Source organism: Streptomyces bottropensis ATCC 25435, from assembly GCF_000383595.1.
Taxonomy (GTDB): domain Bacteria; phylum Actinomycetota; class Actinomycetes; order Streptomycetales; family Streptomycetaceae; genus Streptomyces; species Streptomyces bottropensis.
The window spans coordinates 2,730,652-2,743,025 of record NZ_KB911581.1; the positions used below are offsets into that span (position 1 = coordinate 2,730,652).

General features: G+C 72.4%; 12 protein-coding genes. 7 read left to right on the forward strand and 5 right to left on the reverse strand.

The annotated features are described in order from the left end of the window. Positions 1–429 precede the first annotated feature (429 nt). Positions 430–1,344, forward strand: coding sequence for a HipA family kinase (locus STRBO_RS0111970; protein WP_005482204.1), 915 nt, complete (start codon positions 430–432; stop codon positions 1,342–1,344). After that, positions 1,341–1,622 (forward strand): Rdx family protein, encoded by a 282-nt coding sequence (locus tag STRBO_RS0111975; protein WP_020114242.1) that lies wholly within the window; start codon positions 1,341–1,343, stop codon positions 1,620–1,622. The genes STRBO_RS0111970 and STRBO_RS0111975 overlap by 4 nt, the downstream gene beginning before the upstream one ends. A gap of 6 nt (positions 1,623–1,628) precedes the next feature. On the opposite strand, the gene aceB is transcribed toward STRBO_RS0111975, so the two are convergent. Next, entirely contained in the window at positions 1,629–3,263 is a 1,635-nt protein-coding gene (gene aceB / locus STRBO_RS0111980; protein WP_005482208.1) for a malate synthase A, read from the reverse strand. 185 nt (positions 3,264–3,448) lie between these two features. Then, complete coding sequence (locus tag STRBO_RS0111985) at positions 3,449–4,066, reverse strand: nucleotidyltransferase family protein (RefSeq protein WP_005482210.1); 618 nt, start codon at positions 4,064–4,066, stop codon at positions 3,449–3,451. Between the two features lie 258 nt (positions 4,067–4,324). Here STRBO_RS0111985 and STRBO_RS0111990 point away from each other — a divergent pair, with 258 nt between their 5' ends. Further along, entirely contained in the window at positions 4,325–4,612 is a 288-nt protein-coding gene (locus STRBO_RS0111990; RefSeq protein WP_005482211.1) for a DUF5955 family protein, read from the forward strand. Between the two features lie 71 nt (positions 4,613–4,683). Here STRBO_RS0111990 and STRBO_RS0111995 read toward each other — a convergent pair whose 3' ends face one another. Further along, positions 4,684–5,481, reverse strand: a complete 798-nt coding sequence (locus tag STRBO_RS0111995) for an IclR family transcriptional regulator (RefSeq protein WP_020114243.1) — start codon at positions 5,479–5,481, stop codon at positions 4,684–4,686. A 272-nt stretch (positions 5,482–5,753) separates the two neighbouring features. Here STRBO_RS0111995 and allB point away from each other — a divergent pair, with 272 nt between their 5' ends. Together allB and alc are read left to right on the forward strand one after the other, a co-directional pair. Then, positions 5,754–7,094 carry an allantoinase AllB gene (gene allB, locus STRBO_RS0112000; protein WP_020114244.1) on the forward strand — a complete coding sequence of 447 codons (1,341 nt, stop codon included), beginning with the start codon at positions 5,754–5,756 and terminating at the stop codon, positions 7,092–7,094. Positions 7,095–7,146: 52 nt separating this feature from the next. Continuing rightward, positions 7,147–8,286 (forward strand): allantoicase, encoded by a 1,140-nt coding sequence (gene alc, locus STRBO_RS0112005; RefSeq protein WP_005482216.1) that lies wholly within the window; start codon positions 7,147–7,149, stop codon positions 8,284–8,286. Positions 8,287–8,384: 98 nt separating this feature from the next. Here alc and STRBO_RS0112010 read toward each other — a convergent pair whose 3' ends face one another. Then, positions 8,385–8,588 carry a hypothetical protein gene (locus STRBO_RS0112010; protein WP_005482217.1) on the reverse strand — a complete coding sequence of 68 codons (204 nt, stop codon included), beginning with the start codon at positions 8,586–8,588 and terminating at the stop codon, positions 8,385–8,387. A gap of 179 nt (positions 8,589–8,767) precedes the next feature. On the opposite strand from STRBO_RS0112010, the gene STRBO_RS0112015 reads away from it, so the two are divergent. Then, the gene (locus STRBO_RS0112015; RefSeq protein WP_005482218.1) at positions 8,768–10,063 is read left to right on the forward strand and encodes a sensor histidine kinase; all 1,296 of its coding nucleotides are present in this window, start codon (positions 8,768–8,770) and stop codon (positions 10,061–10,063) included. A gap of 285 nt (positions 10,064–10,348) precedes the next feature. After that, entirely contained in the window at positions 10,349–11,194 is an 846-nt protein-coding gene (locus STRBO_RS0112020) for a hypothetical protein (RefSeq protein WP_005482219.1), read from the forward strand. Between the two features lie 19 nt (positions 11,195–11,213). Here STRBO_RS0112020 and STRBO_RS0112025 read toward each other — a convergent pair whose 3' ends face one another. Then, positions 11,214–12,242 carry an aldo/keto reductase gene (locus tag STRBO_RS0112025; RefSeq protein ID WP_005482220.1) on the reverse strand — a complete coding sequence of 343 codons (1,029 nt, stop codon included), beginning with the start codon at positions 12,240–12,242 and terminating at the stop codon, positions 11,214–11,216. Positions 12,243–12,374 lie beyond the last annotated feature (132 nt).

Sequence of the window (12,374 nt, forward strand, 5' to 3'; positions counted from 1 at the left end):
GAGGGGCCCGCCTGTGAGCGGCCCGGGTCGGGCAACCGGTCCTGAACGGAGCGATCGACGGTGGTCATGGCCGACAGGTCGGTGACGGTGTCCGGGTGGGCCGGACTGCCGTGTTCCTTCCCGACCGCTTCTACGCCTTCCTGCCCGGCCTCTGCCGACGCGCGATGCGGCGAACGGACAGCCGACGTCCGGCGCCCGGACGAGCGGCAGGATCCACCACTTCTCCATCAAGCCGACAGCGAGCAGTTCCGTCGTGGCCGTGGCCGTGGCCGTGGCCGTGGCCCGGTGGCTCGGGCACTCAGCACCGGCGATCACCCTCGGTTACTATGCTCACTTCATGCCGGAGCTGATGACGGGCATCTCCCGCTGTTGGACGCCTCCGAGATTGAGCGTGGATTGCAAGGTCGATGAGCAGGGTGGTCTGAGAAAGTGCTGAGGGAAGTCAAGGTAACCCGCTATGTCGAACCTCTCCGGGCGGGCGGCTCCGTTCCCGGGGTCGTCGAGGCCGACGACCTGGGCACGTATGTCGTGAAGTTCACCGGCTCCGCGCAGGGGCGCAAGGCGCTGGTCGCCGAGGTGATCGTCGGTGAGCTGGCGCGGGCGCTCGGCCTGCGCTTCCCCGAGCTGGTCCTCGCGCACTTCGACCCGGCGATCGCCGAGAGCGAGCCCCACCAGGAGGTGCGGGAACTGCACGGCGCGAGCGCCGGCCTCAACCTCGGCATGGATTACCTGCCGGGCGCGAAGGACTTCACCCCGGAGGTCGCGAAGGGCTTCCGGGTGGACTCCCTCGAAGCCGGCCGGATCATCTGGCTCGACGCGCTCACCGTCAACGTCGACCGCACCGTGCACAGCTCGAACCTCATGGTCTGGCCCACGCTCGGCGTCGCGCCCGCGCGGCTCTGGCTGATCGACCACGGCGCGGCCCTCGTCTTCCACCACCGCTGGGACGCCTCCGACCCCGCCAAGGCGTACGACTTCCGCCACCACGCGCTCGGCCACTACGCCCCCGACGTGCGCGCGGCGGACGCCGAACTCGCGCCGAAGGTGACGGAGGAACTGCTGCGGCGGATCGTCGCCGAGGTCCCGGACGCCTGGCTGCCCACCGAGGACGGCTTCGCCTCGCCCGACGAGGTCCGCGACGCCTACGTCCGCTACCTGCACGCCCGCGTGCGGGCCTCGGCCGCCTGGCTCCCCACCGACTTCCCCACCCGGGAGGAACTCGCCGCCGAGGAGGCCCTCCGCGCGGCGAAGACCCGGCGAGACCGCCCGAACTGGCTCAAACAGGTCCCCGACCTGCACGGCGAACCGGCGGCCGAACAGGATTGGTCGGTGCATCTCGGATGAGCCCCGTCGTACAGATCGAGTACTGCACCCAGTGCCGCTGGCTGCCGCGCGCGGCCTGGCTCGCGCAGGAACTGCTCACCACCTTCGAGACGGAGCTGACCGAGCTGTCGCTCAAGCCGGGCACCGGTGGCGTCTTCGTCGTCCGGGTCGACGACGAGGTGGTGTGGGACCGCCGTGACCAGGGCTTCCCGGAGCCGACGGCGGTCAAGCAGGCCGTACGCGACCGAGTGGCCCCGGGAAGGTCCCTGGGCCACTCGGACGGGCCGGCGGGGGAGTAGGGCGGGTCAGCCCTTGAGCTGCTCGTACGCCGGGAGCGTCAGGAAGTCGGCGTAGTCCTCGTCGAGGGCGACCTCAAGAAGCAGGTCGTGGGCCTGCTGCCAGTGGCCGGCCGCGAAGGCATCCTCGCCGATCTCGGCGCGGACGGCGGCCAGTTCGCCGGCCGCGACCTCACGGGCCAGCTCCGGCGTCACCTTCACCGTGCTCCCGTCGTGCTCGAACTCGACGCCCGCGTTGATCCACTGCCAGATCTGGGAGCGGGAGATCTCGGCGGTGGCCGCGTCCTCCATGAGGTTGAAGATGGCGACCGCGCCGAGGCCGCGCAGCCAGGCCTCGATGTAACGGATGCCGACCTGCACGGCGTTGACGAATCCGGCGTACGTCGGCCGGGCCTCCAGGGAGTCGACGGCGATCAGGTCGGCGGCCTTGACGTCGACGTCCTCGCGGAGGCGGTCCTTCTGGTTCGGCCGGTCACCGAGGACCGCGTCGAAGGAGGCCATGGCGATGGGGACCAGGTCGGGGTGGGCGACCCAGGAACCGTCGAAGCCGTCGTTCGCCTCGCGGTCCTTGTCGGCCTTGACCTTCTCGAACGCGACCTTGTTGACCTCCTCGTCGCGCCGCGAGGGGATGAACGCGGCCATGCCGCCGATCGCGTGCGCGCCGCGCTTGTGGCAGGTGCGGACGAGGAGTTCGGTGTACGCCCGCATGAAGGGGGCCGTCATCGTGACCGCGTTGCGGTCCGGGAGGACGAACTTGGGCCCGCCGTCACGGAAGTTCTTCACGATGGAGAAGAGGTAGTCCCAGCGGCCCGCGTTCAGCCCCGAGGCGTGGTCGCGGAGTTCGTAGAGGATCTCCTCCATCTCGTACGCGGCCGTGATCGTCTCGATCAGGACGGTCGCGCGGACGGTGCCCTGCGGGATGCCGACGTGGTCCTGCGCGAAGACGAAGACCTCGTTCCACAGGCGGGCCTCCAGGTGCGACTCCGTCTTCGGCAGGTAGAAGTACGGGCCCTTGCCGAGGTCCAGCAGCCGCTGGGCGTTGTGGAAGAAGTACAGGCCGAAGTCGACGAGCGCGCCGGGGACGGGGGTGCCGTCGGCGTCGACGAGGTGGCGCTCGTCGAGGTGCCACCCGCGCGGACGCATGACGACCGTCGCCAGCTCCTCGTTCGGGCGCAGGGCGTACGACTTGCCGGTGCGCTCGTCGGTGAAGTCGATGTTCCGGGTGTAGGCGTCGGCCATGTTCACCTGGCCGAGGACCACGTTCTCCCAGGTCGGCGCGGAGGCGTCCTCGAAGTCCGCGAGCCAGATCCGGGCGCCGGAGTTCAGGGCGTTGATCGTCATCTTGCGGTCGGTGGGGCCGGTGATCTCGACGCGGCGGTCGTCCAGCGCGGCCGGGGAGGGGGCCACCCGCCAGGAGTCGTCCGCGCGGATCGCCGCGGTCTCAGGAAGGAAGTCGAGCGTGGAGGTGCGGGCGATCTCGGCGCGCCGCTCCGCGCGGCGGGCCAGCAGCTCCTCACGCCGGGGCGTGAACCGCCGGTGCAGTTCGGCCACGAACGCGAGGGCGGCCTCGGTGAGGACCTCGTCCTGGCGGGGCAGGGGCTCGGCGTCGACGATGGCCAGCGGGGACGGCGCTGGTGCGGACATGAGCGGTCACTTCCTTCAGCGGGCGTGGCACCGGGTGTCGGTCGACCCGGGTGGGGCGGTGAAGGCCTGCGGATGAGTCGGGCGCTTCTGAACAGTGGATACTAGTTTCCTCATGGTGGAAGTTCAATCTTTTGTTGATGTCGAGATTCTTCGGGTCGAGCGGGCGGCGCCGGGTGCCGTGCCCCTCACTCCAGATGGGCGAGGTCGGCCTCGGTGTCGATGTCGTACGGCCGCGCCACGTCCCCGCACTCGACGAGCGTGAGCGCGTCGCCGTGGGCCCGGAGATAGGCGCGCGCCCCGTGGTCGCCGGTGGCCGTCGCGGCGATCCCCGCCCAGTGGCCGGCGCCGAAGAGGACCGGGTGACCCCGCTCGCCCTCGTACGCGGCCGCCGCCAGCGACTCTCGCGACCCGTACGCGGCGAGAACGCGGGCCACCGCCTCCGGGCCGATGCCCGGCTGGTCGACGAGCGAGACCAGGGCGGCGTCGGCGCCCGCCCCGGTCAGCGACTCCAGTCCGGCCCGCAGCGACGAGCCCATGCCCTCGGTCCACTCCGGGTTGTCGACCAGGACGCAGCCGGGCAGTTCGGCGCGGGCGCGCACGGTCGCCGCGTCGGCGCCCAGGACCACGTGGATCCGGGTGCAGCCGCCCGCCCGCAGTACCCCGACCGCGTGTTCGACCAAGGGGCGGCCGCGATGGGTCAGCAGGGCCTTGGGGCGGCCGCCGAGGCGCCGCCCGCCGCCGGCGGCCAGCAGCAACCCGGCGACCTGGCTCCCGGGGTGTCTCCGGGCCTCGTGATGCGTCATGTCTCCTGCATACCCGACCGCGGGCGGCTGTCCCGGCCGGCCGGACGGAGCGGGAGGCGCTCTGCGATGCCCCGGGACTGAATTTAGGTCCCCGTGGTGGCGTTCGCCACACCGTTGGCGTTAACTGTCCCGCGCCACCCCCGGCGCCCGACCGACGCCATGGGTGGCCGGCCGTGCTCGGGCGCGCGGCCAGGCTCGCGCACGAGGGAGTGGGCGAGAGGGGGGAGAGCTGTGTTGCGGAGCTTGGGGCAGAGGCCAGTGACCGGCAGTGACGAGGATCCGAAGGTGGCGGGGCTGCGGTCGGCCGTGTCCCGGCTGCGCCGTGAACTGGCCGCCCATCCGGCCGAGTTCCCCGACCGGGGCATCGCGGAGGACGAGCTGGCGGCGCTCGCGGCGATGGCGGTCACCGGGATGCCCGAGGTGCCGCGACTGCGTCGGTCCCTGCTGCTGATCGCGGGGTCGATCGGGTCGGTGAGCGCGTTGTCGCGGGGGCTGGCCGATGTGCGTACGGCGGTGGAACTCTTCGGGGAGCCACCTCGGCGCTGACCGGACCGGGCCGGGCCTGTTCGCCGCCCGGCCCCCGCTGAACTCTCGGTCGAACACCCGCTCCTACTGCCTCAGCCGCCCGTCCCCGAACTCGCCAGGGCCTCCGACAGCTCCACGGCCACCTGGCGCAGCACCGGCACGATGCGTTCCGTCGCCGCCTCGGTGACGCGTCCCGCCGGGCCGGAGATGGAGATGGCCGCGGCGGTGGGGGAGTTGGGGACGGAGACGGCCAGGCAGCGGACGCCGATCTCCTGTTCGTTGTCGTCGACCGCGTAGCCGAGGGTGCGGACGTCCTCCAGGGCGGCGAGGAAGCCGTCGGGGGTGGTGATCGTCTTGTCCGTGGCGGCCGGCATGCCCGTACGGGCCAGCAGGGCGCGGACCTCGTCGGCCGGGACGTCGGCGAGGAGGGCCTTGCCGACGCCGGTGGAGTGGGGCAGCACCCGGCGGCCCACCTCGGTGAACATCCGCATGGAGTGCTTGGACGGCACCTGGGCGACGTACACGATCTCGTCGCCGTCCAGGAGTGCCATGTTCGCCGTCTCGCCGGTCTCCTCCACCAGGCGCGCGAGGTAGGGACGCGCCCAGGTGCCGAGCAGCCGGGACGCGGACTCGCCGAGGCGGATCAGGCGCGGGCCGAGGGCGTACCGCCGGTTGGACTGCTGGCGCACGTAGCCGCAGACGACCAGCGTGCGCATCAGCCGGTGGATGGTCGGCAGCGGCAGCCCGCTGCTCGCGGACAGCTCGCTGAGACCCACCTCGCCGCCGGCGTCCGCCATCCGCTCCAGCAGATCGAAGGCGCGCTCCAGGGACTGGACGCCACCGGAGGACGACTTGGTGGACTCGGTGGCGCTGGCGCTGGAGGTCGGCACGGGCACGGTCCTTTCGGATGGCAGGGAGGTCGCAGCCTACCGGGCAGTTCGCTGACTGCTCGCTTGTGCGTCACTACGTTCTGCTGAGTGGAACTCTAATTCCGTCTTGTGAAAACATCCAGAGTGGATGCGGTCGAGGCAGAGTGGAGGGGTGCGCCCTTGACGGGGTGGAGGCAGGGGTGAAAACTCCTTCAACAGAACGTTGAATTCCGTTACGCGGAAGTAAATACCGTGACGCGGAAGTGAACAGCGGTACGGCGAGAGGGGTCCCGGTGTCCGAGGCTGAACTGGTGGTGCGCTCGACGCGCGTCCTGACCCCCGGCGGATCGCGCCCCGCCGCGGTCGCCGTCGCGGACGGCAGGATCACGGCCGTACTCCCGTACGACGCCGAGGTACCGTCCGGTGCCCGCCTGGAGGATCTCGGCGACCACGTCCTGCTGCCCGGCCTCGTCGACACCCACGTCCATGTCAACGACCCCGGCCGCACCCACTGGGAGGGCTTCTGGACCGCCACGCGCGCCGCGGCGGCCGGCGGCATCACCACCCTCGTCGACATGCCGCTCAACTCCCTCCCGCCGACCACGACACCCGACCACCTCCGCACCAAGCGCGAGGTGGCCGCCGACAAGGCGCACATCGACGTCGGCTTCTGGGGCGGCGCCCTGCCCGACAACGTCAAGGACCTGCGGCCGCTGCACGACGCCGGGGTCTTCGGCTTCAAGGCGTTCCTGTCGCCCTCGGGCGTGGACGAGTTCCCGCACCTCGACAGGGGCGGACTCGCCCGGTCCCTGGCCGAGATCGCCGGCTTCGGCGGCCTGCTCATCGTCCACGCCGAGGACCCCCACCACCTCGACGCCGCACCCCAGCGGGGCGGACCGCGCTACGCCGACTTCCTCGCCTCCCGCCCCCGCGACGCCGAGGACACCGCCATCGCGACCCTCATCGCCGAGGCCCGCCGCCTCGACGCGCGCGTCCACGTCCTGCACCTCTCCTCCAGCGACGCGCTCCCGCTGATCGCCGGGGCCAAACGCGACGGCGTACGCATCACCGTCGAGACCTGCCCCCACTACCTCACCCTCACCGCCGAGGAAGTACCGGACGGCGCCAGCGAGTTCAAGTGCTGCCCGCCCATCCGGGAGTCGGCCAACCAGGACCTCCTCTGGCAGGCCCTCGCGGACGGCACGATCGACTGCGTGGTCACCGACCACTCCCCGTCGACGGCCGACCTGAAGACCGGCGACTTCGCCACCGCCTGGGGCGGCATCTCCGGTCTGCAACTGAGCCTCGCGGCGGTCTGGACGGCTGCCCGGGGGCGCGGCCACGGCCTGGAGGACGTGGTCCGCTGGATGTCGTCGCGCACGGCCGAACTGGTGGGCCTCGACGACTGCAAGGGCGCCATCGAGGCGGGCCGCGACGCCGACTTCGCCGTCTTCGCCCCGGACGAGACCTTCACCGTCGACCCGGCCGCACTCCACCACCGCAACCGCGTCACCGCGTACGCCGGCAAGACCCTGTACGGCGTGGTCAAGTCCACCTGGCTGCGCGGCGAACGCATCGTCGACGACGGCCGGTTCACCGCCCCGAAGGGACGACTCCTCACCCGCACCCCCTGATCCACCCACCGCACCCGCGGCGGACGACCACCGAAAGGCAGACCTGATCATCGTGACGGCGCAAGCGCACTCCCCGTCGGCGAGCTTCACCGGCGACGCGAGCCCGTACGGCGGCGGTGACCCGTACGCGGACTACCGCACCGCCGACTTCCCCTTCACCCGCTACGCCGACCTCGCCGACCGACGGCTCGGCGCCGGTGTGATCGCCGCCAACGACGAGTTCTTCGCCCAGCGCGAGAACCTGCTGGTGCCCGAGCGCGCCGAGTTCGACCCCGAGCACTTCGGGCACAAGGGCAAGATCATGGACGGCTGGGAGACGCGCCGCCGCCGGGGCGCCTCGGCCGACCACCCCTGGCCGACCGCCGAGGACCACGACTGGGCCCTGATCCGCCTGGGCGCGCCCGGCGTGATCCGCGGGATCGTCGTCGACACGGCCCACTTCCGCGGCAATTACCCGCAGGCCGTCTCCGTCGAGGCCGCGTGCGTGGCCGGGGCCCCCTCCCCGGAGGACCTGCTCGCCGACGACGTGAAGTGGACGACCCTCGTCCCGCGCACCCCGGTCGGCGGCCACGCGGCCAACGGTTTCCCGGTCTCCGCCGAGCGGCGCTTCACCCACCTCCGCCTGAACCAGCACCCCGACGGCGGCATCGCCCGGCTGCGGGTGTACGGCGAGGTCGTGCCGGACCCCGCCTGGCTGGCCGCCCTCGGCACCTTCGACGTGGTCGCCCTGGAGAACGGCGGCCTGGCCGAGGACGCCTCCAACCTCTTCTACTCACCCGCCACCAACACCATCCAGCCCGGCCGCGCCCGGGTGATGCACGAGTGCTGGGAGACCCGCCGCCGCCGCGACCAGGGCAACGACTGGATCCGCTACCGCCTCGCCGCCCAGTCCGAGATCCGCGCCCTGGAGATCGACACGGCCTGCCTCAAGGGCAACGCGGCGGGCTGGGCCACGGTCTCGGTGCGCAACGGGGAGGACGGCGACGACGGCGACTGGACCGAGATCCTTCCCCGCACCCGCCTCCAGCCCGACACCCCGCACCGCTTCGTCCTCGACACCCCGGTCGTGGCCACCCACGCCCGCGTCGACATCTACCCCGACGGCGGCATCTCCCGCCTGCGCCTCTTCGGCTCGCTGACGCAGAAGGGCAGCGCCCACCTGTCGACCCGCCACCAGGAACTGGGCGGCTGAGCAGCGCCCCCGCCACCCGGGAGCCCCTCGGCGGGGGCCTGGGGCGGCAGGACCCCGAAGGACCCCCACCCGCGGCGCGACCCGTCACGGCCGACGGGTCACCCGGGCTTCCGGCTCTCCGCCGCCGCGAACAGGGCGAGGGCCAGGACGATCAGCGCGATGCTCACGTACAGCTCGTAGCCGTCCAGGGCGCTCCACCGCTGCGTCACCCCCCACCCCAGCTTGCCGGTGACTTCGTACACGAGACCGCCCGTGCCCTGCAGCAGGGCGAGGAACCCGAAAAGCTCCAACAACCGCTTCATGCCCAGGATCCTCGCCCCGCCGCCTCCCCGCCCGCATCGGCCGCGGGGCGAGGCCTGTCCGACCGGAGTACCGATCCACCGGGCCGGGAACCGACCAAAGTCGCCCGGACCGCTACTTTCGTCGCGATCACCGGCGTGAGGGAGGTGGCGGCTGCCGCGCCTGCGTAGATTTGTCGACCGTGAATGGTGACAAGCCGGTGCCGGAGTCCCCGGCCTTTTCCGGGCGGAGCTGGCTGTTGCCGTCGGCCCTGCTCGACGACGACCACGACCCCGGGCTCGACCAAAGCCCCGGCCCCGGCCCCGGACCCGGGCTGGTGTCCGGCCGCCCCGGACACCGGTCCCGGCGGACCGCGCGTGACTGGGTCGTCGACTTCACCTGCTTCCTGCTGGCCGTGCTCATCGGTCTGCTGGGCGTGGAAACGGTCAGGAACGAGCCCGACCTGCCGCAGGCCTTCGCCGTCCTCGACCAGGTCCTGGGCGCGCTCGCCTGCGCCGCCGTATGGCTGCGCCGCCGCTGGCCCGTCGGCCTCGCCGTGGCCATGGTTCCGGTCTGCTTCGTGTCCGCCACAGCGGGCGGCGCCGGCATCGTCGCCCTCTTCACGCTCACCGTGCACCGGCCCTTCCGGTACGTGGCCTGGACCGGCGGCGCGGGCCTCCTTCTGAACCCGCTGTTCTTCTGGCTGCGCCCCGACCCGGACATCACCTATCCGTGGTCGGTCCTCCTCACCGTGTTCCTCACCGCCGCGATCGTCGGCTGGGGCATGTTCGTACGCTCCAAGCGGCAGCTCATGCTCAGCTTCCGGGACCGCGCCCGGCGCGCCGAGCGGGAGGCGGCGCTGCGGGCCGAGCAGGCGCAACGGCTCGCCCGTGAGTCCATCGCCCGCGAGATGCACGACGTGCTCGCCCACCGTCTGACCCTGCTGAGCGTGCACGCGGGCGCACTGGAGTTCCGGCCCGACGCACCCCGCGCCGAGATCGTCCGCGCGGCGGGCGTCATCCGGGAGAGCGCCCACGAGGCCCTCCAGGACCTGCGGGAGATCATCGGCGTACTGCGCGCCGGTGAACCGGACGACGCGGGCCGTCCCCAGCCCACCCTCGCCGCGCTCGACACGCTCGTTGCCGAGTGCCGGGAGGCCGGCATGAAGGTCGCCCTCGACCAGCACGTCACCGACCGCGACGCCGTCCCCGCCTCGATCGGCCGCACCGCCTACCGCATCGCCCAGGAGTGCCTGACCAACGCCCGCAAGCACGCCCCCGGCGCCGAGGTCACCGTCACCGTCACGGGCGCCCCGGGCGACGGACTCACCGTCGCCGTACGCAACCCGGCGCCCCCGGGGGAGGTCCCGCACGTCCCCGGCTCCGGCCAGGGCCTCATCGGCCTCACCGAACGCGCCACACTGGCCGGCGGCCGCCTGGACCACGGCCCCGAGCCGGACGGCGGATACCACGTGCGGGCCCGGCTGCCCTGGGACTGACGACGGATTGAGGCGTGCGCGAGGCCATCTCGTCCAGCATGATGGCCAGTTGGCGCGTGCCGACGCGTGCGTGCCGTGCGGCACAGCACACCTGGTGGGTCTCGGGAGGACAGGTCAGTGAGTTTCGGGGGACACAACCCGTATCAGCCGCCCTGGCAGCCGAACGGAGGGCCGTACCCCCCTCCTCCGGGCGCGCCCCCGGGACCGTACGTTCCACCCCGGCCGGGCCCGCCGCCGTCCCCCCACCCCCCGCACCCGTACGGCCCGCAGCCGCCGCCCACCCTGGTGCGGCGGCTGCGGGAGGACGAATGGCCGCCGCTGCGGGAGTTTTTGAGCGGGCTGCAGCTGCACGGCTGCCTGTGGGCGATGGCCGTGATGTGCGCCTGGCCGATGGTGGTCGGCCTGCTGGTCGGCTATCCGCTGGCCCGCTCCGCCCGTCGCCCGGCGCGGCGGATCTTCCCCTCCCGCGCCCGCCACCGCCTTGTGGACGACGACGTGGCGCGGATGCAGAAGCGTCGGGCCTGGACGGCCACCCTCATGTCCCTGCTGATCCTGGCGGTGTACGGCAAGCCCGAGGACGTGGACCAGGCGCAGCTGCAGTTCACGATGCGCCTGTTCGTCACCCCCTGGCTGCTGCTGCTCAGCGCGCCCGTGGTCGTCGCCGCCCTCTTCCACCGGTCGTCGCCGGCCACCCGGCGGGCCATGCGCGCCCCGCTGCGCACCGCCGGGAAATCGGCCCTGTGGTACGTCGGCGCCTTCACGGCGGTGCCGCTCCTCGCGGGCGCGATCTACTACACACGCACCCACCTGGCGCCGGACACGAACGTCTGGGCGCCCTTCGCCCTCCTCGTGCCCCTGCTCTGGGTACTGCTCTTCATCGCCTTCGCCTCCGGCCCCGCCGTGCGCAGCGCCTTCAACACCGCCGATGTGCATCCGGCGCTCCCGGCGCTGCTCACCGGCGGCCTGGTGTGGGAGTTCGCCGCCCTCAACCTGGCCGTCGGCGGGCCGCCGCCGGGCCCGCCCCTGGTGCAGCTCGCCGCCCTCGTCGGCGGTCCGGCCTCGGTGACCGCCGTGGCCTGGTGGGAGGTACGCCGTCTGCGTACCCGGTACGGGGTACGCCTGCGTGCCTGAGGCCTGCTCCCCGGTGCCGTCACACCGAGCGCGGCACCACCCGCTGCCCCGCCGAGCCGTACACCCACGCCGACGCCTCGTCGATGAAGTCACCCGGGAAGCCGAGGCGGAAGGCGGTGGTCTCCTCCAGCCGGGCCAGCACCTCCTCGGGCAGGACGAGCCGGGCCGCGCCCAGGTTGTCCATGAGCTGCTCGACACGGCGGGCGCCGAGGATGGGGTGCACGGCGGGGGAGTGGGCCATGGTCCAGGCGATGGCGATCTGCGCCGGGGTGGCCCCGAGTTCGTCCGCGGCGCTCTGCACGGCCTGCGCGATCGCCCGCTCACGCTCCCCGACCGCCTCGGCGGACAGCCGGGTCGCGGTGCCCGGCGCCACCCCGCCCGGGCGGGTGTACTTGCCGGACAGGAGCCCGTTCTGCAGCGGGCTCCAGGCCGCCACCGACATGCCGAACGCCTCCGCCATCGGCAGCAGTTCGCGCTCGATGTCCCGGTTGAGCAGGCTGTACGGAACCTGGAGCGCCGACAGCGCCGACCAACCTCGCCACTCCGCGAGGGTGTTGGCGCGTGCGACCACCCAGGCCGGGGCGTCCGAGATGCCGATGTAGAGCACCTTCCCGGACCGTACGGCGTCGTCGAGGGCGCGCATCGTCTCCTCGACCGGCGTGTTCCGGTCCCAGATGTGCACCCAGTAGATGTCGACGTAGTCGGTGTTCAGGCGCCGCAGGCTCGTCTCCAGGGACAGCGCGAGGTTCTTGCGGTGGTTGCCGGCGGCGTTGGGGTCGCTGCCGTCGCGGGAGACGGTGTACTTGGTGGACAGCACGAACCGGTCGCGCCGCCCCTTGAGCAGCTCGCCGACGATCCGCTCGCTCTCCCCGCCCCGGTAGTTGACGGCCGTGTCGATCACGTTGCCGCCGGCTTCCGCGTACACGTCGAGGATCCGCGCGCACTCCTCCCGGGGTGCTCCCACCCCACCCTGCTCCCCGAACGTCATGGCGCCCAGGAACAGCTCGGAGACGCGCAGCCCGGTCCGGCCCAGGAGTCGGTAACGCACCCAGAACCTCCGTCAGTTGAATGCCGTACCGGCCGACACTAACGGGTCGGCCGTGGCGACGCGGCGGTCCGGGCCGGGCGTCATTACGGTAGGACCCCATGACCGACACCGGGCATGCCCATGACCGACTCC